Below are 25537 nucleotides of genomic sequence, written 5' to 3' on the forward strand. Positions count from 1 at the left end.
GCGCAAGTGCACTACCTCACGAGGTCGACGACCGGAGGGGCCATATGGATGGGTTTGACGACTTCTACGTCGCGGAGTTCGCGGCGCTCGTGCGATTCCTCATGAGGAACGGTGCCACGGATCACGAAGCGGCGGACGCGGTGCAGGAGGCGTTCATCGAGGCCCACGGGCAGTGGCACTTGATCAGCAAGCCGTCGGCCTGGATGCGGAAGGTGGCCTACCGCAGGTTCCTGCGCGGGGCCTGCGCGAGACAGCTGACCTTGGAGGAGCCGCCGGAGACCGCCGGACCACTCTCGCCGGACGTCCTTGTGGAACTCGACGAGGAGACGCGGTCGGTCGTCGATGCCCTCGCCGCTCTGCCCTACGCCCAGCGCCGCGTCATGAGCTATCGCTACGACGGCTTCAGCCATGCGGAGATCGCCGACGAGTTGAACATGAGCCCCGAGGCCGTGCGGCAGAACCTCCGGCGAGCACGTCGGAAGCTCATCGAGCTGATCAAGGAGTACAGGAGCGAGGAGAAGGGGACCGACGATGTCTGACGACGAAATGGTCGCCGTGGACGCCATGATCTACAGGGCCGACGGACGGGTGGACCAGGCGCTGCGTGCCCGGCTCGACCTCACAGCCGGCCTTGCGGCGGTGAAGAACTGCTCGCAGAACCGCGAAGAAGAGGTTCATGCTCCCCTCACTCCGCGCGAGTTGGCACAGGAGATCATGGTGCGGATCGAGCCTGCCGAGCTTCCACTGTTGAAGGCCTACATGGGTGATCGGCCCGCCGTACGGCGTCCCCGGCGGAGATTCAAGTGGCTCACCCTCACCCCCTTCGGTTCCGGCGGACCGGCCGAAGTCGTGACTCTCATGGCACCGGTGATCGCGGCGGTGGCCGTGGAGGTCGTTCGGTACTTCACGGCCGAGGTACTGGAGTCCCGTGCCGGTCGGCGGAGGGACCGGGTGCGTGAGCGTTCCGACGAGGTGCGGCGGATCGTGCGGGAGACGGCGGGCGAGGCAGGTCTGCCGGAGGAGAAGCTGGAAGAACTTGTCGATGCCGTGGTGGACGCACTCGATGACAGCACCGACTGAGAATTCCGTGGAGAGCGGCGGGCTCCCGTCTCCGCCGTCGTTCGTCTCCGGGACGTCAACGCGCTTCGCGCTACTGGTGATCGCCATCCTCACCACCAGTGCGCAGTTGTTCATTGTGCTCTATCTCCTGGTGCCCGGCCGCGGACAGGACGTACTGAGCACCCATTCGCTTTGCGAACGGAAGTACCAGAAGCAGATCGCCAGCCTGGACCTGCGCTACGACATCGAGGTGCTCGTCGATGACGAGGTACAGAGAAGGCTGCTGGAGGCCAAGCAGGAGCAGTGGGCATGTGTGGCCGACGAGAACCGCGAGATGGGGTACTGGGTCTGGGGAGGCATCGCGGTCGTACTGCTGGTTGCCGGGCTCCTGTACGTTGTGACGCCCCTGTGGCTGCGATCCCGCTCAGGGGCGATTCCCCCGCCCAGTGACCTGTGGAAGAACTTCGGTGACCTCAGGAGAAGGGCGAAGATCCCCTCACAGACCGACGTCACGCTCGTCCTGCTACCCGCCTGGCAGCGGAACGGCTCGCTCGTGGCGAATTCCGGCCTGAACGCATCGACCTACGGACGGGCCGGACGCTACGTGGTCCAGCTCGACTCCGGCTTCTTGTCCGGACAGCACTCGGACATGACACCCGCGGTCCTGTTGCACGAGCTGACTCACATCCGCAACCGAGACATGAGTATCGGAAGCGCGGCGGATGCGCTGTGGCGCGCGTTCCTGGTGGTCGGTTTCGTCTCCTGCGCAGTCATCACACCGCTCGGCACCGGGTCGATTCCGGCCGGGGACTTCCTCGCGGAGATTGCCCGGTTGACGCTGTTCGCGACGATCAGCCTGTGTACGTACGCTTCCGCGCGCCGTCTCCGGGAGCTGCATGCCGACGCGGGTGCCGCCGACACTGCAACGGACGCACGAGACGGGCTGCTCCGGTTCCTGGGCACTTTGGAGAAGGCGGACAAGAGCAAACCCATGTGGCGCGGGATCACCCGGCCGTTCGCATTCCATCCGTCCCCGCAGCTGCGACGCAAGGTGATCGAATCACCGCACGACATCCTGCGCGCGGGGTTCTGGGAGTCGGCCTTCGTCGGCTGGGCCACCATGGCGGCCACGACAGGGGGTGTGCAGTACGGAGCGCTCTTCATGCCTGCCTGGGCTGCCCAACTGCTCACCGTTGCCGCGGCGACCGTGTTCGTCATGGGCGCTCTCGCCGCAGTGGTGTGGCGGACAGCATTACTCGGCAAGCGCCTGCAAAAGAGGAAGTTCCCGTTTCGCGCACTGCTCGGACTCTGCTCCGGGATGCTCCTCGGAGACCCGCTCACGATGAGTCTGGATCTCCATTACTGGGGTTCCCTCGGTCGCTGGCCTGAGCTCAGCCCGGGAGCCGCAGCGATCTCGGCCGGGCTCCTGATCGCCGCTCTACTTCTCGTCACCGCTTGGCTGACCGGTATCGCCGCCGGTTGGCTTTCGCACCGGGAAAGTACACCCCCTCGATTGGTGTGGGCATGCACTTCCGCTGTCGCTTCCGTGGTCTTCGGGCCATTCCTCCTCATGTGGTTCCGGGACCATGACGATCCGCAAATGCTCACCTGGACCTGGTCGCAAACTGCGAGGGTCTCCGGACAACGGGGATGGGAATACTGGGAGGGCCCAGCGAACGCCTTACTCTCGTGGTGCTATGCACCTCTCCAGACCCTGCAGCACAATTGGTTATTCATCTCGGCACTGTTCATCATCGCCCTGGTGCCGCTGCTGGCGGGTGAACGTCCGCCATTCGGCACCTTGGCCATGGCAGGGCTGGTCGGCGGCCTCTGCATCATCGCCGGGCAGGTCATGGCACGGACATTGCTGTATCAGGAATTCCCCGGCACGGTGGCCAATCCGGGGTTTTCCGCCTACTACATCAACTTCCAGGTGGCGTTCTCCGTATTGGGCATGGCCATTGTCGGCGGGGCTCTCGCGGCACGGCGGTGGCCGGGCGCAGCCGCACTGCTGACAGCGCTTCTCGCGGGCACGATGTCCGCCATAGCCCTGCCGGCCCTTGGCTTCGACGCGGAGGAAGGTCTCGGCGAGGTAGAGGTATTCGGAGCTTTCACGGCCTCCGCGCTAAGACAGATCCTTTTCACAGGGGCTCTGGCCGTCGGGGTCGCCGTCTTGGTGGTGCGTACCTCGCAGACGACTGAACCGAGCCCTTCCCGGGATTTCAGCTCACCGCACCTCCTACGGTATGGGGCTCTCAGCCTGACCGCCCTGGCCGTTCATACGACCGTGGCCGTCGGGATGGAAGCACCTTCTTACAGGCTTCCTGAAGATCCCTGTGCGGCTGTCGACATCTCCTCCGTGCAGCATCTCGCCGGACGGGAACACTCGCTGAACGCTGTCGAAGTCCCCATTGAAGCCCCTGAAGACCGGCGTCGCAGAGCAGGAAAGAAAATGATGTGCGCCCTGACACTGCGAGGAGAGGAAGGTCTTCTTCGCGTCGACGTCATGGCGTCCCTTCCCGCAGACGGTCGCACAGGTGCGCTGCGTGTCCTCTACGCCGCGAAAAAGGAGGGAGTATGCGGAGGCACGGGCTACCGGGAACTCAAAGATGTGGGCACGCTGGCCTGGGGTAAGCACTCGGTGACCCGAGAACCCTCGTCCACGGCGCACGGCCGATTCCGGTCCGAGTACGTAGTGTGCGTTCAGGACGGAGGGCTTTTTCTCCACACACGTGTCACTTTGTGCCGTGACACCGATCCCGATGTAGACACCGTAGATTTCCTGGTCAAGGAGGTCGCCACCAAGACCCTGACGCGACTGGCGGAGGAGAGCAGACCACGGGCCTCAAGCACATTCGGGCCAGATTTTGTCGTCACATGTGACGGCGACACCGCGGCCCTGCTTCGACCGGTTTGAAGCACCGTTCCACCACTTGCGCTGCTTGGAAAGCAGCTGGTAACCACCAGTCAAGATCCTTTGACTGCAGGGCCTACCGTAACAACCACTACCGCTGCCACACCGCACTCGGCGGCCAGCCACCCATCAGCCGCGTCGACAACGCTGCAGGTCAATACACCTAAGGGCTGTCCCGTAATCCCCGGCGGGCGCACGACGCCGGCTACGACACCTCGCCGCGTTGTCGGAACGCCCGCATACATCCAGTATGCGGACGCCCCTCCGCCTTGCGATGCTCCCCCACTGCCTGAACGGCGTGGGAGTGCCCCCGGCATCCGACGCCGTGCGCTGATCCACCGCGGATTACGGGACAGCCCTTAGGACCACGACCGCGCGCTGAACCAGGCCGCCACCTGACTGCGGTTGCGGAAGCCCAGCTTGGCCAGGATCCGTTCGACGTGGCCTTCGGCGGTGCGGCGGGCGATGACGAGATGGTCGGCGATCTGCTTGTTGGTGCGGCCCTGGGCGACGAGGGCCGCGACCTGGAGTTCCCGCCGGGTGAGCGGCACAGGGTCGGCGGGCGGTCCGGCGGTCGCGGCGGTGCCGGAGGGGGGGCTCCCGGCCGGGGGCCGGGTCTCGCGTAAGCCGGGGGCGGGACCCTTCGGTGCGGCTGGGGCGGGGCCCGTGCGTCCGACGGGGGCGGGGCCTGCGCCCGCGGCCGGGACGGAACCCCTCGGCACGCCGGGGGCGGGCCCCCGCCGCACGACTCGGGCGGGGTCCTGGCGTACGGTCGGCGTCCACGCCCCGTCCCGCCCCTCGTCGAGGGCGTACGCGACGCTCTCCTCGGGCGACAGGCCGGCGCCGCGCCGGCGGGCCCGTTCGTAGGCGTGGTCGCCGAGGACCTGCCGGGCGCGGTGTTCGGCGGCGCCCAGTCGGCCCGGTCGCTGGGCGGCCGTGGGGTCGCCGCCGATGGCGTACCAGATGCGGTCGACGGCACCGTGCAGGACAGCGGCCCGCTCGACCCGGCCCGCCAGGGACTCGGCGGCGACCAGCAGATCGAGGGTCCGGGCGAGGCACTGGTGCTGGCGCCCGGTGTACGGCAGCCGCAGGCAGGCGCGCGCGGCCTCGGCGGCCCGCTCGTACTCCCCGGCCGTCCAGTGGGCGAGGGTGAGGGTGCGCAGCGCCCAGGAGCGGGCCCACTGTTCGCCGTGGGCCTCGCACAGGGCGACGACCTCGGCGCACAGCGGGATCGCCTCGGCGGCGCGGCCCCGGCTGACCAGGGTGCAGGCCAGCTCGATCCGGGTGAGGGCGACGAAGGAGGCGCTGGAGGTCCGGGCGCGGTCGGCGCCGAGGGTGACGGGCGGCGGCGCGGGGACCGGGAGTTCCTGGTCGTCGGCGGGCGCGGGCCGGGCGGGGCCGAGTCCCGCCAGGACGGCGGCCGAGCGGCTGTGAACCAGTGAGGTGAGGGCGCCCGCCCACAGGGCGCGGGTCAGGGACTCGTCCGGCCGGGCCCCGGCCAGCAGCGCGCCGTCCATCCAGTGCCGGCCCTCGCCCCAGATGCCGTACGCCACCCAGTGGAACCACAGGGTGGAGGCCAGCCGCAGTCCGTGCTGCACCTCACCGGGGGTGGTGAGGCAGAAGTCCAGCGCGGCCCGGAAGTCGTCCTGGTCGATGCGCAGCCGTTCGGTGATGTCGACCTGGTCGGGGCCGAACCAGGCCCGCTCGTACTCGGCGCCCAGCCGGGCGAAGTGGTCGCGGTGCCGTCGCCGGGTGGCCACCGTCTCCCCCAGGTCGCTCAGCTTCTCCAGGCCGTAGTCACGCAGGGACACCAGCAGCCGGTAACGCACCCGGCCGTCGTGCTCCTCCCGGACGAGCACCGACTTGTCGACGAGTCCGGCGACCGCGTCGAGCACGTCGGCCCCGCCCACACCGGTTCCGTCCGCGCCGCAGACGGCCTCGGCGGCGGCCAGGTCGAAGCCGCCGACGAACACCGACAGCCGCGCCCACACCGCCTGCTCCTCGGGGGTGCACAGCTCGTAACTCCAGTCCACGGCGGAGCGCAGCGTGCGGTGGCGGGGAGCGGAGGTGGGGCTGCCGCAGGTCAGCAACTGGTAGCGGTCGTCCAGGCGTTCGACGAGCTGGTCCACCCCGAGGGCGCGGACCCGGACCGCCGCGAGTTCGATGGCGAGCGGCAGCCCGTCCAGGCGCCGGCAGAGGCGGGCCACGGCCTGCTGGTTGGCCGCGCCGACCGTGAAGCCGGGGACGACCGCCGCCGCCCGGTCCGCGAACAGCCGCAGCGCCGGGAACGTCTCGACCGCCGCCGGGCCCAGCTCCTCCGGCGGGGGCGCGGGCAGGGGCGGCACCTCGAAGAGCCGCTCCCCGACGAGCCCGAGCCGGTGCCTGCTGGTGGCGAGGATCCGTACGCCCTCGGTTGCCGCCAGTACGGTCGCGGCGAGCGTGGCACAACTGCGCAGTACATGCTCGCAGTTGTCGAGCACGATCAGTGACCGCCGGTCCCGCAGGTACTCGACGAGGACGTCCAGCGGCGGCCGTACGGTCTCGTTGCGCACCCCGAGGGCGTCGTTGACGGCGTGCGGGACGAACGCCTCGTCCCGCAGCGCGGCCAGCGGTACGAGCCACACGCCGTCCGGGAAGGCCCGCGCGACCTGTTGCGCGACATGTCCGGCGAGCCGGGTCTTGCCCACCCCGCCGGGCCCCGTCAACGTCAGCAGCCTCCCCGCCGACAGCAACCGTCCGACTTCCGCCGCCTCGTCCCGCCGCCCCACGAAGCTGGTCAGCTCCGCCGGGAAGCCGGAGGTGCGCCGCGACTCCGATCCGCCCACGACCCCGGTCACACCCTCACTTGTGGTTCCCGTACAGGCTGTTGTAACCGAGAAGACCAGCCACCGGGCACGGCCGACCCCCCTCCTCCCCGGATTTGCCGCCGGTTCGGGTGAGGCGCCGGGATGACCCGCTCACCCCGCGGCGGCCTCCAGCACCGCCTCGACGACCCGCGCCACCGACTCCGTGTGCAACCACAGGAACAGGTTCGGCTCGACCAGCTCCAGCTCCATGACGCACGGCCGTCCGTCCTCCCCGGTCACGAGGTCCACCCGCGCGTACAGCAGCTCCGGCTCCCCCGGAACCGCCGCCAACGCCTTCCCGGCAACGGTGAGTTCCTCCTCGGTCGGCGTCCAGCGCTCCAGATCGGGGTGGGCCACCTTGTCCGCGTCGTACGCCGTGCCCGGCGACAGCACCGCGCCCTTGCGGCTGGCGTGCAGCAGCCGGCCTCCGAAGAACTGCAGCGCTCGCTCCCCCTCGGTGTCGATGCTGGTCACGAACGGCTGCACCATCGCGGTGAGCCCCTCGGCGTGCATCCGCCCGACATGCCGTACGGCGGTCTCCCGCTGCTCCTCCCCGGCCGCGTACCGGGCGGCGAACCGGGCCCCGGCCCCGGAAGTCGGCTTCACCACGTATTCGTGCGCGTCCGGCAGTGCCACGGGGTCGCCCGGCGCGAGGTAGGCGGTCGGGACGACGGGCACCCCGGCCCGCGCGAGGTCGCCGAGGTACCGCTTGTCGGTGTTCCAGCGGACGACGTCGGCCGGGTTGGCGAGCCGCGTCACCCTGGCGCACTTGTCCACCCACGCCGTGAACTCGGCCGTCCGCCAGCTGTAGTCCCAGGTGGAGCGGATGACGACGAGGTCGTGCGCGGACCAGTCGGCGTCCGGGTCGTCCCAGTGCACGGCCTCCGTCTCGGCCCCGGCCTCCCGCAGCGCGCGCACCAGCACCGGCAGATCCCGGTCGGCACTGGCCTCGGCGCCGGGGTCGTAGGTGGCGAGGGCGATAAGGGGGGCGGCGGTGCGGGCCACGGGGACTCCGTTCTCGTACGTGGGCTCTTGAGTGGGCCCAGTGGGCTCTTGGCACAGTCTCTGACGTCGGCTCGTACGTCCGTCCACGTCTGGACGGCCGCTAGGACGACGACGGGTCTCCGGCGCAGGCTAAGGGGTCCCATCACCATGCCCGCCCGGGTCGCTCATAGTGAAAGGACCCCTGACAGCCGCGGGGCACCGGCCAGGGGCCCGGTCGAGCCCCTCGCCGGGGACGCGGATCTCCCACCGGGCGACGCGCCGGCCGCCATGGCGCGCCACGGTCACGGCAGGGCGGGTCCGGTGATGAGCCGCCCCTTCGCGTCGTACGGCCAGACATTGGGGACGCAGCCGTTCATGCCCTTGATCTGCTGCATCATCGCGGGGGCCGGCTTGCCCTCGCCGGGGCAGCCGACATGGCCGTGGCCGAGGAAGTGGCCGACCTCGTGGTTGATGATGAGGGCGCGGTAGGCCGTGACGTCGTCGGCGTAGACGGGGGTCGCCAGTTCCCAGCGCTTGAGGTTGACCATGACGTCGTCCCCGACGTTGCAGTTGACCTCGCCGCGGGTGTTGAGGCCGTACGCGCCGCAGATGTCGTCGACGGTGCCCGGGGTGGCGACCTTCACGACGAAGTCGGTGGCGCCGCCGGCGACCCGCTGGAACGCCGAGTCGCCGTCCGCCGTCCAGCCGCGGGGATCGCCCAGGATGCGCTCCACCTCGTCCGCGACGTCGGCGGCGGACACGGACAGCCCCTTCTCGACCTCGACCCGGTAGCGCAGGGGCTTGCCCTCGCCCACCTTGGGGCCGGTGCCGGGAGCTTTGGTGAAGGTGCCCGGCCCGGACTCGGGGATGCCGCGCTCGGACGGCGAGGGCGAGCCCTCGGTCGAGTCGCCGGCCGGCTTCCGGGAGGAACCGCGGGACGAGCCGTCGGCCGAACCACGGGACGAGCCGTCGGCCGAGGCGCTCGCCGAACCGCCGGTCGAGCCGCTCGGTGACGTGCTGGGCGAGGCGGAGCCGCGGCCGGCACCGGGACCCGACGTGCGCCGGGACCGCTCCGGTTCGGGCTCGGCGGAAGCGGTGGCCCCGGCCCCGGCGGACACGTCCCGGTCGGCGGGCACCCAGCCCACGGCCGCGAACCCGGCGGCGCCGAGGACGGTGATCGCCCCCAGCCCGCCCCAGAGACGGCCTCGCCCCGGACGCCCCTTGCCGGGACGCCCCTTGCGCCGACGCCCCCTGCCCACGCGGGCCTTGCCCTCGCGACCCGTGTCCACCCCGTCCTCGGCCGCGCGGGCCCCGCCGAGGCGGGCGGGGGCCTTCCGGCGACGCCCGCCGCCCTTGGCCCGGCGCCCGGAGGGCTCCGGGGAGCCGCTCCGGCGACGACGGTCATGTGAAGACGCTGCTGTGCGCTCGGTCATGTTCCTTCAGAGTGTGATCAGGTTGTGATCAGATGAGACTCATTCGATCACGAAACGATAACGGATGATCGGCACGGTTCCGAACCGGCGGTTGACCTTCACCTTCGGTGAAGCCCCAGCATCGAGAGCGGAACGAGGAACAGTCAGGACAAGGCGAACCGGCATGTGCAAAGGGGGAGTTGTGGCCGAATCAGGATCCATGCTGACGATCGGGGCCTTCGCGAAGGCATGCCGGCTGTCGCCCAAGGCACTGCGGCTCTACGACGAGTTGGACCTCATGCGCCCCGCCCGGGTCGACCCGGACACCGGCTACCGCTACTACGCCACCGCACAGTTGCGGCAGGCCCGCCTGGTGGCCTGGCTGCGCCGTCTCGGCATGCCGCTCGCCCGCATCCGTGCGGTGTGCGCGCTGCCGCCCGGCCCCGCGGCCCGGGAGATCCGGGCGTACTGGGCGGGGGTCGAGGCCGACACGGCCGCCCGGCGCGAGCTGGCGGCGTTCCTCGTGGACCACCTCACCGACACCCCGGGAAAGGACACCACCGTGCTGGAACTCCGTTACGCCGCCCTCTCCGACACCGGACTCGTGCGCGCCACCAACCAGGACACCGCCTACGCCGGCGCCCGCCTCCTCGCCGTGGCCGACGGCTTCGGACCCGGCGGGGCCCCCGTGAGCACGGCCGCCGTGGACGCGCTGAAAGCCCTGGACCGCGAGAACCTCCCGGCGGGCGACGTGCTGAACCTGCTGGAGGACGCGGTACGGAACGCCACGAGCGCCGTCCGGGACAGCGCGGCCACCGAGGACGACGGCACCACCCTGACCGCGTTGCTCTGGACCGGCTCCCGGCTCGCCCTCGTCCACATCGGCGACTCCCGCGCGTACCTCCTCCGAGAGGGCGAACTGTTCCGGATCACCCATGACCACACCGTGGTCCAGTCGCTGATCGACGAGGGCCGGCTGACCCCCGAGGAGGCGACGACCCATCCGCAGCTGGCCCTGCTGCTCAGGGCGATGACGATCCGCGAGGAGACGTCCACCCCGGAGGTGCGCCTGCGGGACGCCCACCCCGGCGACCGCTACCTCCTGTGCTCCGACGGCCTCTGCGCGGTCGTCGCCGACCCGGACATCCGCCGGATCCTGACCTCGGCCGAGAACCCCGGGGAAGCCGTGGAGACCCTGGTCGCCGAGGCGAACGGGGCGGGCGGTCCGGACAACGTGAGCTGCGTGGTGGCGGACGTGGTAGAGGTGTAGCGCCGACCGGTCCCCGGACCTCCAGCACCACGATCGCGCTTCGCCGAGCCGCGGCCGAACCCCGGCCGCCGGGCCGGGCCCCCTCGGGCGGCAGCCGGTCCGGCGGCCCTCAGCCGGTGACCGGTACTGGTGGTGCCGGTATTCGGGTAGGGGGTGGTGTGAAAGTCCAGTGCGGTGCCCGCGGTGTCCGGTGCGTGGCCTCGGCGTGCCGGACGAAGGCCCTCGAAGCGGCGCTACGTGGGTCTTTGGCCGGTGCGGCGAGGGTGCGTGCCGGACACCGCGGGTGCTGTGCGGGACTTTCACAACACCCCTAGAAGGCTCATGGCCACCACCGACCATCCCGACCGGCACCCCCGATCGACCGGCCTCGCCCCCCCTCGGCGCCGACCAAGGAGTTCCACGCGTGTCCCCCCTCTTCCCGGCCCTCACCCGTACCGCCCCGACCGACCGTCCCGCCCTCCGCTTCGGCGACCGCTCCCTGACCTACGCCGACCTCGCCGCCGCGGCCGGCGCCCTCGCCACCCGGCTGCGTGACGCGGACCGCGTGGCCGTGTGGGCGACCCCGACGCTGGAGACGGCGGTCGCAGTCATCGCCGCACTGCTCGCCGGGATCCCCGCAGTACCGCTCAACCCGAAGTCGGGTGACAGCGAACTGGGCCACATCGTGAAGGACAGCGCCCCCGCCCTGATCCTGACGGCACCGGGCACCGAACTCCCCGCCGCGCTCCACGACCTGGACCGCGTGGAGATCGACGTCGCACCGGTCGACGGAGTCCCTCACGTCTTCGAGGACGTGCCCGACACCGCCCCCGCCCTCGTCGTCTACACCTCCGGCACCACCGGCCCGCCCAAGGGCGCCGTCATCCCCCGCCGCGCCGTCGCGACCACCCTGGACGCCCTGGCCGACGCCTGGCAGTGGACCGGCGACGACGTACTGGTCCACGCCCTGCCCCTGTTCCATGTGCACGGCCTGATCCTCGGCATCCTGGGCCCGCTGCGCCGCGGCGGCTCGGTCCGCCACCTGGGCCGGTTCGACACCGAGGGCGTGGCCCGGGAGCTGAACTCGGGCGCGACCATGCTGTTCGGCGTGCCGACGATGTACCACCGCATCGCCGAGGCCCTGCCCGCCGACCCGGAGCTGGCGAGGGCACTCGCCGGTGCACGCCTCCTCGTCTCCGGCTCGGCCGCGCTGCCCGTGCACGACCACGAGCGGATCGCGGCGGCGACCGGACGCCGGGTGATCGAGCGGTACGGCATGACGGAGACCCTCATGAACACCAGCGTCCGCGCCGACGGCGAACCCCGCGCCGGCACGGTCGGTGTCCCGCTGCCCGGCGTGGAGTTGCGCCTGGTGGAGGACGACGGCACGCCGCTCGCCGCGTACGACGGCGAGTCGGTCGGCGAGATCCAGGTGCGGGGCCCGAACCTCTTCACCGAGTACCTCAACCGCCCCGACGCGACCGCCGCCGCGTTCACCGCGGACGGCTGGTTCCGCACCGGCGACATGGCGGTCCGCGACCCCGACGGCTACGTCCGCATCGTCGGCCGCAAGGCCACCGACCTCATCAAGAGCGGCGGCTACAAGATCGGCGCGGGCGAGATCGAGAACGCGCTCCTCGAACACCCCGCGGTGAAGGAGGCCGCGGTCACCGGCGAACCCGACCCCGACCTGGGCGAACGCGTCGTCGCCTGGATCGTCCCCGCGGACCCCGGCTCCCGCCCCGCACCGGACGAGCTGGCCTCCCACGTGGCCGCCCGGCTGGCCCCCCACAAACGTCCCCGGACCGTCCACTACCTCGGTTCTCTCCCCCGCAACGACATGGGGAAGATCATGAAGCGGGCGCTGAAGACGGATGACTGAGCGCCGCTTCTCGGCCCGCGAGGCCATCGCCTTCCTCACCGACGACTTCACCCGCCTTTCCACCCCGCCGAAGGAGTACGCCCCCGACGGTCCCCTCGCCTGGCAGGGCTACGACACGGCCCGTGCCCGCGCCGCCGAACGCACCGGCGAGGAGGAGTCGGTGGTGTGCGGCGTGGCGACGATCCGCACCCCGACCAGCCCGCGACAGCACTCCGCCGCCGCCCTCGCCCCCAGCCGCCACCGGGCCGTCCTCATCGCCTTCGAGTTCGGCTTCCTCGGCGGCTCCCTCAGCGAACGCACCGGTGACCGGCTGGAGGCGGCGTACACGTACGCCCGCGAGCACCGTCTGCCGGTCGTCTCCCTGGTGGCGACCGGCGGCAGCCGTATGCAGGAGGGCATGCGGGCGCTCACCCAGCTCCAGCGGGTGGCCCGCCAGTCGGCCCTCACCCGTGAGGCGGGCCTACCCCAGATCGCCGTACTCCGCGACCCCACCACGGGCGGCGGCTGGGCCACCCTGGGCGCCGGCGCCGATGTGGTCCTCGCCCTCCCCGCCGCCCAGATCGGCTTCGCCGGCTCGCGGGTCCGCCCGCCCGGCGCGGACCCCGCCGCCTACACGGCCGAGTCCCAGCTGGCGGCGGGCGCGGTGGACGCGGTCGTACGCCCGGAGGACCTACGGGAAACCCTGGCCCGCTGGCTCCGCCTGCTGACCACCCCGTCGACGACCCCGGCCCCGCCCCCGCCCCACCTGCCGACACCGTGCCCACCCCTCATCCCCGCGCCGGAAGGGGCTGCGGGAACCGCGCGAGCGACCAGGGACAACCCGCGCCCGACCACGACCACCCCCGACCCCCTCCCCGCCACCGGCTGGGAAGCCGTGGAGCGCGCCCGCTCCCTCCACCGCCCCCGCGCCGACACCTACCTGGACGCCTACTTCACACACCGCGCGGCCATCAGCGGTGACCGCGCGGGCGGCACCGACCCCGGCATGCTGTGCGGCTTCGGCGAGCTCGAGGGCCGGACGATCGCCTACGCGGCCCAGCGCGGCACCGCCACCCGTCCGGCCGGCTACCGCACCGCCGCCCGCCTGATCCGCCTGGCCGACCGGCTCGGCATCCCCGTGCTGACCCTGGTCGACACCCCTGGCGCCGCGAACGACGCCGAGGCGGAACGCCAGGGCGCCGGCGCGGCCATCGCCGACCTGTTCACGGCCGTCGCCACGGCCCGCACCCCCCTCACCACCCTCGTCGTCGGCGAGGGCGGCTCGGGCGGCGCCCTGGCCCTCGCCGCTCCCGACAACACCTGGGCCACTCCCGACAGCTACTTCTCGGTGATCGCCCCGGAACTGGCCGCGGCGATCCTCAAACGCCCGGAGAGCCGGATCAGAGCCACGGCCGACGAACTGCGCATCCGTCCGCAGGACTTGGTGGACCTGGGGGTGGTACGGGGCATCACGGGCCCGGCGGCCGGCGGGTGACCGGGCGCCACAGGACCACCCGTCCGGCCGCACCCCGCCCGGCCCACCCCAACGGGCATCCGGCCTCCCGCGCCCGCACGATGCAAGGGAACAAGGGAAACCGCCGCAGGGCGGGGCCCGCACAGCCCGTGCTCTCGGGAGGATCCGCCGCCATGACGACCATGACCGCCAGTCTGGAGCAGCTGCGCCGCTGCCATTTCGCCGTCGACCTGGGCGCGGCGCGGACCCGCGTGTACGTGAAGGGCGCGGGCCTGGTGGTGGACCAGCCGAGCGTGGCCGCCGTGAACACGAGGACGGGCGCGCTGATCGCGGTCGGCGAGTTCGCGGAGCGGATGACGGGCCGCACACCCCACTACATCCGGGTCGCCCGGCCCGTCTCCGGCGGCACGGTGGTGGACATCGACATGGCCCAGCGGATGCTGCGCCACCTGCTCGGCGACAAGGTCCGCCGCACGCTGCGCCGCAAGCCCGTACTCCGGGCGGCGGCCTGCGCCCCGCACGACGCGGACCCCCTCGCCCAGCGCGCCACGATCGAGACGCTGGTGGGTCTGGGCGCCCGCCGGGTGGAGCTGGTGGACACGCTGATCGCGGCGGCGGTCGGCTGCGGTCTGCCCGTCGAGCAGCCCGAGGCGACCATGATCATGGTCTGTGGGGCGGCGGCCACCCAGCTCGCGGTGCTGTCCCTGGGATCGGTCGTCAACGCCGTTCGTATCCCGGTGGGCGGCGAGGCCATCGACCAGGCGATCGTGCAGCACCTGCGTCTGCGGCACGAGCTGACCCTGCCCAGCCAGTCGGTACGGCCGCTCCAGCTGGCCCTCTCCGGCAACGGCCTCACATCACACGGGCCCGCCTCCACCGAGATCCACGGCCTGGACGTGGCGACCGGTCTCGCCCGTTCCGTCCACGTGGACACGGCGGCCGTGCGCGACGCCATCCAGACCCCTTTGACGGCCGTCGTCGACGGCATCGGCAAGGTCCTGCGCGACTGCCCGCCCGATCTGGTGGCCGATCTCGCCGACCGCGGCATCATGATGGTCGGCGGCAGCGCCCTGCTCCCCGGTTTCGACCAGATGCTGCGCCAGGCGACGGGCATGCCGGTCACCATCGCGGAACGACCTGACGTCTGCGCGGCCCTGGGCGTCGGCGCGATGCTGGAGGGGCGCCTGCAGCCCCTGCGCCTGGACCCGGTGAGCGACTGAGCGTCCTCGCCGGCCCACGGCCCCTCTGTCCGGCGTTCCCGCGGGCGGCGGCAGCATCAGGAGCACACCGGGGCGGTCGGCCCCCGCCCGTCACCCGGCCGTCGCCTGCGTGAGCCCACGACGCCCCACCGAACACCCGTACGCGTCGTTCTCGCCGAAGTCCCCCGCCGCTAGGGTGGGTTGGATGACCGCGGCCACGGAGGTGAGCGCACGGATGCCAGGGCCCGTGACCCGGATCGGTATCACCGGACACCGGCAGATCCCGGACGCGGCCCTGTCCGTCGTACGGTCCGGCATCCGGTCGGAGCTGCGTAACCGTCCGTCGGCCCGGGCCCTCAGCAGCCTTGCCGCCGGAGCCGACCAGTTGTTCGCGCAGATCGCTCTGGACTGCGGCGTCCCGCTCACGGCCGTCATCCCCGGCATGGACTACGAGACCCACCTCGGCGGCGACGAGGTGCGGGCGGCGTACCGCCGGCTCCTGAAATGCTGCTCCGAGCGGGTGGAGTTGCCGTACGAACGCACGCACGACGAGGCGTACTACGCGGCCGGCCGCTACATCGTCGACCACGCGGACCGCATGGTCGCCGTCTGGGACGGCGCACCGGCCCGGGGCCTGGGCGGCACGGCCGACATCGTCGCCTATGCGCGGCGGACGGGCGTCCCGGTGACGGTGCTGTGGAGCCCGGGAGTACGGCGCGCCTGACGCCCCCTCGATCACGGCTCGGCTTTCGTCAGGACCCGAACCGCACCAGCCAGTCCGTGTGCTGGGGCGAGACCAGCCGCTCGGCCTCGGTGACGGCGTCGGCCCAGCCGTCCTCGGTGACCGTGGTGCTCATGGCGACGCGGTGGGTGTCCAGGTCCTGTTCGACCAGCTTGTGGGCGTAGGTGAGCGGGCGGTGCCGGCGGACCTCCTGCCAGGCCACCCCGGCCGCGGCGGCGGCGCTGAGCACACCGGTCGGGTCCCAGCGGCTGCCGATCGCCCCGACGGCGCGCAGCACGGCGGTGATCAGGGCGAAAGCGGTCAGCGTGGTGGTGACGCCCGACCAGCGCACGGACGCCTGGTGTGCCTGGCCGGCCTTGCCGCCGTACCAGACCAGCTGCTCCAGTACACGGTCCCGGAGGTAGATGTCCCGGCGCGCGGCGAACCGCTTGGCGCGCACGGCCCGCATGCTCGGGGTGATCTGCCCGAGCCCGAGTTCGGCGGAACTCTCCCGGGGGTCCTCCCACCCCACCTTCCGCAGCTCGCTCAGCCGCTCCTCCAGCCGCTCCGCGAACAGTGCCTCGGGGTGGACGAGCCGTGAGTGGAAGGGGCCGCCATGCACCATGTACTGCCAGGCCAGCGACTTGATGACCTCGGCGGCGGCCCGATGTGCCTGCCAGTGCGCCCGGGCCCGCCGCCGGGAGGCGTGGATACCGATCCCGATGGTCGCGGCGTACAGCACGGCCGCGACCGCGGACGGTATCCGGCTCCCCATCCGCTCCGCGAGCGAGGCGGTCGCGGTGGCGAGCAGCAGCACGGACAACTGCCACCGCACGATCCGGAAGGACTCCCCCTGATGGACCAGCGCCAGCCGGTCGCAGACATGGAACAAGGGGGGCATGTCACGATCACTCACCGTGGTGCTCGGGCCGGGCGTGGCAGCCATATGAGGACCTCGCACAGATGTCTGGAGACAAAGAGGCAGATCATGCTCTCGTCAATTCGAGGACTCCACCAGGGCGCCGCAATCACACATACGCCCAAGGCACCCTTTACCTCCGGAGGCGTGCATGGTATAGGGCGTGCATGATAGAAACATCACCCACAGTGTCGTCCTAACCTCAATGACCAGGCCCTCGCCCCGGGATCTCGTCGGCAAGGGACCGATGACAGCACATTGGTCCCCTGATCAAGACGGGAAAGACATGAACCCTTCGCGCACGACGCCGACCCGCCGACCCGAAGCGGCTCGACCGGCCACCGAGCGGACGCCCTCCCTCGGGACGATCGACTCGCGTGCCACCGGCGCCCAGCGGTCCACCGATCGGCTGATCGACCTTCGTGAGACGCGCAGCGCCGGGTTCAACTCGTCCCTCTGAAGCTCACCCCGCCGTGACCCCAACTTCCTTGATCAACACGGAGGTTGGGGTCTTGTCGTACCGTCTCTCCCGGACGGTCTGCGCGTACACTTCGAGAAGTGACGGACTCTCACGGCCGGCAGACGATCCAGCAGCTGGTCCTCAAGGTGCACAGCCGCTGCGATCTGGCCTGTGACCACTGCTATGTGTACGAGCACGCCGACCAGAGCTGGCGTGCGCGACCGATCGTGATCGCCGAGGAGGCCCTCGGCCAGGTCGCCCGCCGCCTCGCGGAGTACGCGACCGCCACTGCTCCGGAATCCGTCACGGTGATCCTGCACGGAGGCGAGCCCCTGCTCGCCGGCCCGGCCCGACTGCGACACATCTGCGCGGAACTCACCCGTGTGCTGACGCCCGTCACCGCACTGGACCTGCGCATTCACACCAACGGCCTACAACTGGGCCGACGGCATCTGGAGGTCTTCCGGGAGTTCGGCGTGAAGATCGGGATCTCCCTCGACGGCGACCGGGCCTCGAACGACCGCCACAGACTCGACCGCCGGGGCCGCAGCAGTTACGACCGCGTCCTGCGGGCGGTCGACCTGCTCCGCCTCCCGGAGTACCGGCATCTCTACCAGGGGCTGTTGTGCACCGTGGACGTGGCGAACGACCCGATCGCGGTGCACGACGCGCTGACCGCGCTGGAACCACCCCGGATCGACTACCTGCTCCCCCACTCCACCTGGGCGAGCCCACCGCCGGGCCACGGCGACGGGACGCCGTACGCGGACTGGCTGCTCAAGGTCTTCGACCGCTGGGAGGAGCAAGGGCGGCCCATGCCGGTCAGGACCTTCGACTCGGTGCTCAGCACACTCCGTGGAGGCCCCAGCCTCACCGAGGCCCTGGGGCTGGCTCCGTCCGACCTCGCGGTGATCGAGACCGACGGTACGTTCGAACAGGCCGACTCACTCAAGACGGCCTACGACGGCGCCCCGGCCACCGGCTATGACGTCTTCCGGCACACGTTCGAGGAGTTCGCGGACCACCCCGGTGTCCGCGCCCGTCAAAAGGGCGTCGACGGGCTCAGCGAGACGTGCCGCGCCTGCCCGGTCATGGAGTCCTGCGGTGGCGGGCTCTATGCCCACCGGTACAGCGTCGAGCGCGGGTTCGACAACCCGTCGGTCTTCTGCGCCGACCTCCGGGCGCTCATCCAGGGTGTCGCCGAGCGGATCACCGAACGCGCCCTGGTGCCGTCCGTCACCGGCATCGGGGAACTCCGGCTGGCCCAGACGGAGCTGAGCAGGCTGCTCGTCGCCGATGCGCACCGGCACCTCACCGGCCGGCCCGGCTGGGAGAGCGCGTGGGAGCTGCTGCTGCGGCTGGACGCCGGGGAGGCCAGCGGCGTGGCGCTCGACACGGTCCTCTCGCACCCCTATCTGCGTCCCTCCCTGCTCGGCGCCACGGACGCACGGGGCCGGCTGCCCCGGCTCATGGCGACGGCCGTCGCCGCCGCGGTACAGGCCGGCGCGGAGGCGACCCTCGGCTGGGACGAGCCGGACACCGAGGTGTACCTCCCGACGCTGGGGACCGTGCGGCTGCCGCGGCCCGGCCGCGTCGAGTTCACGGTCGCCGACGGCGACTTCCGGTGGCGTGCCTCCGACCACGGCGGCGGCCGGTCGTCGGCCGAGTGGCGGCCGTTGGAGAGGCTGGGCCCGGCAGGCGGCCCGACGCTGCTCATCGACGACGCCGACCCGTACCGGGACCGCTACACCGCGCCGGTCGCCGCCCCGCTGAGCCCCAGCGATCTCGCGCTGTTCGGCAAGCGGCTCCGGACCGCCCACGACCTGCTGGACGAGCGTCACCCTGGTCTGCGCGACGACTCCCAGGTCCTCCTCGCCACCACCGTCACCCCTCTCCGGGCGGGCTCCGGTCTGGTGCTCGGCGCCTCCGCGCCCGACGCGCTGGGTCTGGCCGTCGACTTCGAACCCGAGGATTTCGTCCGCGAACTTCCCCTGCTGGCACGGCGGTCGAGGCTCGCCGCCCTGCGCCAGGTGGCGGACCTGCATGTGCCCGGCACCGGTGCCGGACGCCTCCTGGACGAGGCGAGCGCGTGTCTCGGCAGGGCGGCCTCGGGTCAGGACCGGTTCACCGTCGACGAGGAACTCGGGCGAGCCCGGCACGCCCTCGAACGCCTGACCGCGTTCTTCGTGGACGAACTCACGGAGAGCGGGACGTACCTGGTCCAGGAACTACAAGAGGAATGGGTAGCGCTCCATGGCTGATGCCACTCGCCCTCAGCACCTACTGCACCAGCTCCAGGACACTCTGACCGAGCTGGGCGTCCGGCCGGGGGGCATCCTCATGGTGCACTCCTCCCTGGGCGGCACCGGACTCCGCGCCACCGCCGTCCGTGACGTGCTGCTGCGCGCACTGGGCCCGGACGGCACACTCGTCGTGCCCGCGTTCACACCGGAGAACTCCGACACCTCCCGCGAGTACCGCCGCATGGTCGAGGGCATGACGGAGCAGGAGAAGACCGAGTTCCGGGCGGGGATGCCGCCGTTCGAGCAGGACGCCACCCCCTGCCCGACCATGGGCGCTCTCGCCGAATGCGTACGGAGCACACCGGGCGCGGTCCGCAGCGCCCACCCGCAGACGTCCTTCGCCGCACTCGGTCCACGCGCCGCGGAGCTGCTCGACGGCCACGATCCGCACTGCCACTTCGGTGAGGGCTCCCCCATGGCCAGGCTGTACGAGGCCGACGCGCGGATACTGCTGCTGCGGGTGGGCTTCGAGGTGTGCAGCGCCTTTCATCTCGCCGAGTACCGGATGACACCTCTCCCGGCGCGACGGACGTACCGCTGTGTGACGCAGGAGAAGGGCAACTGGATCACGTACGAGGATCTCGACCTGCACGACGGGGACTTCGGCGAGATCGGGGCCCGGGTCCCGCGCGCCCTGTACGAGGAACGGCAGTGGGCGGGAAGGCGGGTCGTGCGGATCGGCGTACGCGACGCGGTCGACACGGCAAGCAGGTTGATGTCCGGATATCGCGGATGATTGACGTGAAACACGCCATCCGGTACCCGGGCGGGTCAGGCACATTGTTGGCTCCGGCCAGATGACTCTCCGGCGGGGGAACGAGGGCGTCCAGAGGCGGGGGGCATGTGAACACTTACGCACGGGGGCGGATGGTTCCGGACAAGAGGCCCTACTTCTTCCTGAGTTACGCCCATACGCCGTCCTCGGGCCCCGGCAGCGGCGACCCGAACCACTGGGTGCACACGCTCTTCAAGGACCTGTGCAAGGACATCCTGGAGCTCACGGCCATCGACGGCGCCCCCGTGGGATTCATCGACCGGGAGATGCGGTCGGGGGCCGGCTGGCCGGAGCAGCTCAGCCTGAATCTCGCCCATTGCCGGGTCTTCGTGCCGTTGTACTCCCCGCGCTACTTCAGCAGTCCGTACTGCGGCCGGGAGTGGTTCGCCTTCACCGACCGGATGCGCCAGGCGCGGGACTCGGGCGCCGGCGACATACCGGCCATCGTCCCGGTGCTGTGGACCCGCGTCGACCTCAACCGACTGCCGGAGTCGGTGCGGAACATCCAGGTGGAGCAGACGGCCTTCGGGGAGCGCTATCTGTCCCACGGGATCTACGGACTGATCAAGCTCAAACGGCTGCGGGACGAGTACGACGAGACGGTCCTGATGCTGGCCCAGCGCATCGTGCAGATCGCCGAGGAGACACCGCTGCCGTCCAGTGACCCCCGCCCGTTCGAGTCGATGCCGAGCGCCTTCCGGCCGCCCGGTGACGGGCCCCGCCGGATCCACATCAGCGTGGCCGCGCCCACCCGCCACACCGTTCCGGAACGCCGCGGCACCGACCCGTACGGCGACAGCGCCCTGAAATGGAACCCGTATCACAACGAGTCACGACGGCCGCTGTCCGTGCTGGCGGAGGAGCTGATCCGATCGCTGGACTACCAGATCACGGTGTCCGATTTCGACGACTCGGATCCGGTCACCGCCGACCTCACCACGGGCGGCTCCGGCCCCGAGCCCGGTACCGAGTCCACCTCGTCCGGCCGTCCCGCGCTGCTGCTGGTCGACTGCTGGTCGGTCCTCGACGAGGAACGGCGGCGCAGACTCAAGGCCTTCGACTCCGCCGCCCAGCCCTGGGTGGCCGCGGTGGTGCCCTGGAACCGCGCCGACACGCCCTGCCAGGGCGATGAGGGGCGGGAGGTCAAGGCCGAGCTCGAGCGCACCCTTGCGTCGATCCTGGACCGGGGCCGCCGCACCGACTTCCGGATCGCCGTCAACGGCGTACCCACGCTCAAGGCGTTCACCGATGTGCTGCCGTCCGTCGTGGCGCACCTGACCCGGCAGTACCTCAAGAAGGCCGAGGCGCATCCACCCGAGGGCCCGCACTACGAGCAACCCCGGCTGAAGGGCCCCACCTACCCGCCGTACACCAGCGCGGGTCCCGACCCCCGAGGAGAAGCATGACGGCCCGGTCCGGCGGACGCATCATCACCTTCTACTCGTACAAAGGCGGCACGGGCCGCACGATGGCCCTGGCCAACACGGCCTGGATCCTCGCCGCCAACGGCAAGCGCGTACTGGCCGTCGACTGGGACCTGGAGGCACCGGGTCTGCACCGGTTCTTCGAGCCGTTCCTGGACCCCAACGCCCTGGCCGCCACCTCCGGCGTCATCGACATCATCACCGAGTACTCCTGGGCGGCCACCACGGGCGAACCCCGCTCCGGGCCCTGGCACCTGGACTACGCGCGTGTCGAGGACCACGCCGTCTCCCTCGAACCCGAGCGGTTCGGCCTGTCCTTCCCGGACGGCGGCACGCTCGACTTCCTGTCCGCGGGACGGCAGAACCGGGAGTACTCGGCGACCGTCTCCTCGTTCGAATGGGACAACTTCTACGAGCGGCTCGGCGGCGGTCTGTTCCTGGACGCCCTTCGCGACGACATGAAGGCGTCCTACGACTACGTCTTCATCGACAGCCGCACGGGCCTGTCCGACAACGCGGACATCTGCACGATCCAGATGCCCGATGTGCTCGTCGACTGCTTCACGCTCAGCGGCCAGGCACTGGACGGGGCCGCCGCCGTCGCGCAGACCGTCGCCATGGGCTACCGCAAGCGCCGCATCCGGGTGCTGCCCGTGCCGATGCGGATCGACGAGGGCGAGAAGCAGAAGGTCGACGCGGGGCGGGCGCTGGCCCGGCTGAAGTTCGACGGACTGCCCAAGGGGGCCGACGGGGAGGAGCTCACCCCGGAGGAGCTGACCGCGTACTGGGGCACGGTCGAGATCCCCTACCGCCCGTACTACGCCTACGAGGAGACCCTCGCCACCGTCGGCGACAAGAGCGGTATCGCGAACTCCCTGCTGTCCGCCTTCGAACGGCTGACGGCGGTGCTCTCCGACGGCGAGGTCACCCAGCTGCCGCCGGTGCCCGAACCGGTGCGGCTGCGCTGTCTGGAGGCGTTCACCCGGCAGTCCCCGGCGACGCGGACGGTGGAGGTCCTCGTGGTGTACGCGGCGGAGAACCGCATGTGGGCCGAGTGGGCCGAGGGCGTGCTGAAACGGGCCGGCTGCCGGGTGGCCCTGCACGACGTGGCCACAGAACCGCGGGAAAGGCCCGGCGCGGAGACCCGTGTGCTGTACCTGCTGTCGCACGCCTTCCAGAAGTCCCGCAACGCGGAGTCGGTACGACGCGTGCTCACCCGCACCCTGCAGAACGCCCCCGCCGCCGTATCCGCCCACGCCCGCGTGGACGACGTCCGGCCGGCCGGCCACACCGTGGACCCGGTCGACCTGCACCGGATGGACGAGGCGGGCGGTGCCAGGGCACTTCTGGAGGCGCTGGGCCTGCGGGCCGAGCCCGTGGCCACCGGAGCGTCCGACCCCCGCTTCCCGGGCCGGGCACCGGCCATCTGGAACGCCCCCCAGCGCAACACCACCTTCACCGGGCGCAGCGTCATCCTCGATGAACTCCGGGAGCAGCTCCGTGGCGGCATGTCCGTCGTACTGCCGCGTCCGCAGGCGCTGTTCGGGCTCGGGGGCGTCGGCAAGACCCAGCTGGCGCTGGAGTACGTGCACCGGTTCATGGCCGACTACGACCTGGTGTGGTGGATCTCCGCGGAGCACGTCGACAACGTCAGGGACTCGCTCGCCCTCCTCGGCTCCAGGATCGGTGCGCCCGGCGGGGACGACATGGCGCTGGCCAGCCAGGAAGCGGTACACATGCTGGCCCGCGGAGTACCGACCACCCGCTGGCTGCTGGTCTTCGACAACGCCGACGACCCCGGAGTCCTCTCGCCCTTCTTCCCGACGGGCGGCGGCGGGCACATCCTCGTCACCTCCCGCAACCAGGCCTGGGCGGACCGGGGCGCCTCACTGACAGTCGATGTGTTCCTGCGCCAGGAGAGCATCGATCATCTCTCGCTGCGCGCGCCCGGGCTGAGCAGCGAGGAGGCCGACCGGGTCGCGGAGGCGGTCGGTGATCTGCCGCTCGCCGTGGAGCAGGCTGCGGCCTGGCTCGCCGAGACGGCCACCCCCGTCGAGGAGTACCTGCGCGATCTCACCGAGCAGACCACCCACGTCCTGGACCTCAACCAGCCCATCGACTACCCGATGACGGTGGCCGCGACCTGGAACATCTCGATCGCCCGCCTGGCGGAACGTTCACCTGCGTCGGTGCGGCTGCTCCAGCTGTGCGCGTTCATGGCCCCCGAGCCGATCTCCTCCCGCCTGCTCTACAGCAAGGAGATGCGCGACGAGCTGCGGAAGGTGGACCCCGCCCTCCAGGAGAACCTGATGCTGGGCCGGGTCATTCGTGAGATAGCCCGCCTGGCCCTCGCCAAGGTCGACCAGGTCAGCAACAGCGTCCAGATCCACCGGCTGGTCCAGGCCGTGATCCGCTCCCAGCTCACCGTGGACGAGCAGCGGCGCGCCCGGCACGTCGTCCACACCGTCCTGGCGGGCGCCCGGCCCGACGACGACGAGCCCACGGACGACCCCGAGACCTGGCCGCTGTTCGAGGCCATCTGGCCCCATCTGCGCCCCTCGGACGTACGCGACTGCACGGAGATCGAGCCCCGCCGGCTGCTCATCGACCGCATCCGCTACCTCTGGAAGCGCGGTGCCTTCCCGGATGCCCAGGGCCTGGCCGAGGAACTGCTGGCGCACTGGCAGGGGACCCTCGGCGAGAACGACCGGCAGTATCTGTACCTGCGGGGGCAGCTCGCCAACGTCCTGCGTTCCCAGGGGCGTTTCGTGGAGGCCAAGGCGATCGACGAGGACCTCGTGGAACACCAGCGCCGCGTCCTCGGCCCCTCCGACGCCCACACGTACATCACCACCTCGTCCCTCGCCAGCGACTGCGCGGCCCTCGGCGAGTACCGCAACGCGGTGGAGCTGGCCCGCGACGCCCACCAGGGGTTCAGCCAGATCTTCCACGAGTCGCACCCGCGGACGCTGAGCGCCGCGAACAACCTCGCGCTGGCGCTGCGCATGGTCGGCCGCTACGACGACGCCCGGGACATCGACCAGGACACCTACGGCCGCCGCAGGGACGTCCTCGGCCCCGACCACCCGTACACGCTGTCGTCGGCCACGAGCCTCGGCCGTGACCTGCGCGAGGTGGGCCGTTACACGGACTCGGTGGCCCTGCTGTCGGAGGCGTACGAGGCGCACAAACGGGTGCTGGGCAAGAACTTCCCCGGCACCCTCAGTTGCGCGAAGTCGCTGGCCGTGTCGCTGAGACGGGCCGGGGACTTCGAGAACGCGTTGCGGCTGACGCGGGCGACCCGGGAGCAGTACCACAAGCAGTACGACGCCCACACCCCGGACTCACTCGCCTGCGACCTGAACTGGGCGGCGGACCTGTACGCCGCCGACGAGCGGGAGGAGGCACGGCAGATCGCGCTGGCCGCGCTGGCCGAGTATGTGCGGGTGCCGGGGGAGGAGCACCCGTACACCCAGGCCGCGCTCAACAATCTCGGCATATACCACTGGGCCTGCGGGGACGCCGAGGAGGCGGAGGCGGTGTTCCGGCGGGTGATGCACCGGATGGCGGACGTACTGGGCGACCAGCACCCGCACACCCTCTTCTGCCAGGCCAACTACGCCAACATCCTCGCCGAACAGGGCCGGCCGGAGGAGGCGTGGGAGCTGGAGGAGCCGGCCCGGGCCGCGCTCCAGCAGGTACTGGGCTCCCACCATCCGGAGGCGCTGGGCGTCGTCGCCAACTCCGCCCTGACGCTGCGGGGGCTCGGCCGGACCGAGGAGGCGGAGCGCCTGCGGGCCGAGACGATCGCGGAACTCACGCGGCAGAGCCGTCAGTTGGGCGAGGGCAACGGCATCTCCCACCTCGTGTCCCAGGAACGGCGGGTCTACCGTGATCTGGAGCCACTGGCGGTCTGAGGCGGATCCGCGGGCTCACC

General features: G+C 71.2%; 16 protein-coding genes. 12 read left to right on the top strand and 4 right to left on the bottom strand.

Going from position 1 to position 25537, the window contains the following annotated elements; translation table 11 throughout:
* Positions 1–44: 44 nt before the first annotated feature.
* From ACZ43N_RS30715 to ACZ43N_RS30725, 3 genes are read left to right on the top strand one after another with little or no spacing between them, the layout of a single operon-like run.
* Entirely contained in the window at positions 45–539 is a 495-nt protein-coding gene (locus ACZ43N_RS30715) for an RNA polymerase sigma factor (protein ID WP_468102224.1), read from the top strand.
* Positions 532–1080 carry a hypothetical protein gene (locus ACZ43N_RS30720; protein WP_468102226.1) on the top strand — a complete coding sequence of 183 codons (549 nt, stop codon included), beginning with the start codon at positions 532–534 and terminating at the stop codon, positions 1078–1080. Before ACZ43N_RS30715 ends, ACZ43N_RS30720 begins: the two co-directional genes overlap by 8 nt.
* A complete protein-coding gene (locus ACZ43N_RS30725; protein ID WP_468102228.1) occupies positions 1064–3976 on the top strand; it encodes a M48 family metalloprotease in 2913 nt (970 codons plus the stop codon). Before ACZ43N_RS30720 ends, ACZ43N_RS30725 begins: the two co-directional genes overlap by 17 nt.
* Before the next feature lie 356 nt (positions 3977–4332).
* Here ACZ43N_RS30725 and ACZ43N_RS30730 read toward each other — a convergent pair whose 3' ends face one another.
* The 3 genes from ACZ43N_RS30730 to ACZ43N_RS30740 all read right to left on the bottom strand — a co-directional run bounded on the left by ACZ43N_RS30730 (position 4333) and on the right by ACZ43N_RS30740 (position 8981).
* Positions 4333–6810 carry an ATP-binding protein gene (locus ACZ43N_RS30730; RefSeq protein WP_468102230.1) on the bottom strand — a complete coding sequence of 826 codons (2478 nt, stop codon included), beginning with the start codon at positions 6808–6810 and terminating at the stop codon, positions 4333–4335.
* Positions 6811–6930: 120 nt separating this feature from the next.
* Positions 6931–7824, bottom strand: a complete 894-nt coding sequence (locus ACZ43N_RS30735) for an ATP-grasp domain-containing protein (protein WP_468102232.1) — start codon at positions 7822–7824, stop codon at positions 6931–6933.
* Positions 7825–8105: 281 nt separating this feature from the next.
* Positions 8106–8981: a DUF3152 domain-containing protein gene (locus tag ACZ43N_RS30740; RefSeq protein WP_468102292.1), complete on the bottom strand. Its 876-nt coding sequence runs from the start codon at positions 8979–8981 to the stop codon at positions 8106–8108.
* Positions 8982–9435: 454 nt separating this feature from the next.
* Here ACZ43N_RS30740 and ACZ43N_RS30745 point away from each other — a divergent pair, with 454 nt between their 5' ends.
* The 5 genes from ACZ43N_RS30745 to ACZ43N_RS30765 all read left to right on the top strand — a co-directional run bounded on the left by ACZ43N_RS30745 (position 9436) and on the right by ACZ43N_RS30765 (position 15722).
* Positions 9436–10485 carry a MerR family transcriptional regulator gene (locus ACZ43N_RS30745; protein WP_468102234.1) on the top strand — a complete coding sequence of 350 codons (1050 nt, stop codon included), beginning with the start codon at positions 9436–9438 and terminating at the stop codon, positions 10483–10485.
* Positions 10486–10888: 403 nt separating this feature from the next.
* Positions 10889–12346, top strand: a complete 1458-nt coding sequence (locus ACZ43N_RS30750; protein ID WP_468102236.1) for an acyl-CoA synthetase — start codon at positions 10889–10891, stop codon at positions 12344–12346.
* Entirely contained in the window at positions 12339–13820 is a 1482-nt protein-coding gene (locus ACZ43N_RS30755) for a carboxyl transferase domain-containing protein (protein ID WP_468102238.1), read from the top strand. The genes ACZ43N_RS30750 and ACZ43N_RS30755 overlap by 8 nt, the downstream gene beginning before the upstream one ends.
* A gap of 161 nt (positions 13821–13981) precedes the next feature.
* A complete protein-coding gene (locus ACZ43N_RS30760; protein ID WP_468102294.1) occupies positions 13982–15019 on the top strand; it encodes a rod shape-determining protein in 1038 nt (345 codons plus the stop codon).
* 184 nt (positions 15020–15203) lie between these two features.
* Entirely contained in the window at positions 15204–15722 is a 519-nt protein-coding gene (locus ACZ43N_RS30765) for a hypothetical protein (RefSeq protein ID WP_468102240.1), read from the top strand.
* 28 nt (positions 15723–15750) lie between these two features.
* Here ACZ43N_RS30765 and ACZ43N_RS30770 read toward each other — a convergent pair whose 3' ends face one another.
* Positions 15751–16665 (bottom strand): DUF4231 domain-containing protein, encoded by a 915-nt coding sequence (locus ACZ43N_RS30770; RefSeq protein ID WP_468102242.1) that lies wholly within the window; start codon positions 16663–16665, stop codon positions 15751–15753.
* A gap of 531 nt (positions 16666–17196) precedes the next feature.
* On the opposite strand from ACZ43N_RS30770, the gene fxsBH reads away from it, so the two are divergent.
* The 4 genes from fxsBH (at position 17197) to fxsT (ending at position 25517) form a co-directional block, all read left to right on the top strand.
* Entirely contained in the window at positions 17197–19359 is a 2163-nt protein-coding gene (fxsBH, locus tag ACZ43N_RS30775) for a radical SAM/SPASM protein FxsBH, inactivated beta-hydroxylase extension form (RefSeq protein ID WP_468102244.1), read from the top strand.
* On the top strand, positions 19352–20137 hold the full coding sequence (locus ACZ43N_RS30780; RefSeq protein WP_468102246.1) for an AAC(3) family N-acetyltransferase: 786 nt from the start codon (positions 19352–19354) through the stop codon (positions 20135–20137). Before fxsBH ends, ACZ43N_RS30780 begins: the two co-directional genes overlap by 8 nt.
* A gap of 107 nt (positions 20138–20244) precedes the next feature.
* Positions 20245–21582 carry a TIR-like protein FxsC gene (locus ACZ43N_RS30785; protein WP_468102248.1) on the top strand — a complete coding sequence of 446 codons (1338 nt, stop codon included), beginning with the start codon at positions 20245–20247 and terminating at the stop codon, positions 21580–21582.
* Entirely contained in the window at positions 21579–25517 is a 3939-nt protein-coding gene (gene fxsT, locus ACZ43N_RS30790) for an FxSxx-COOH system tetratricopeptide repeat protein (RefSeq protein WP_468102250.1), read from the top strand. Before ACZ43N_RS30785 ends, fxsT begins: the two co-directional genes overlap by 4 nt.
* Positions 25518–25537 lie beyond the last annotated feature (20 nt).

The sequence above is a fragment of the Streptomyces sp. NPDC030814 genome (assembly GCF_055572155.1).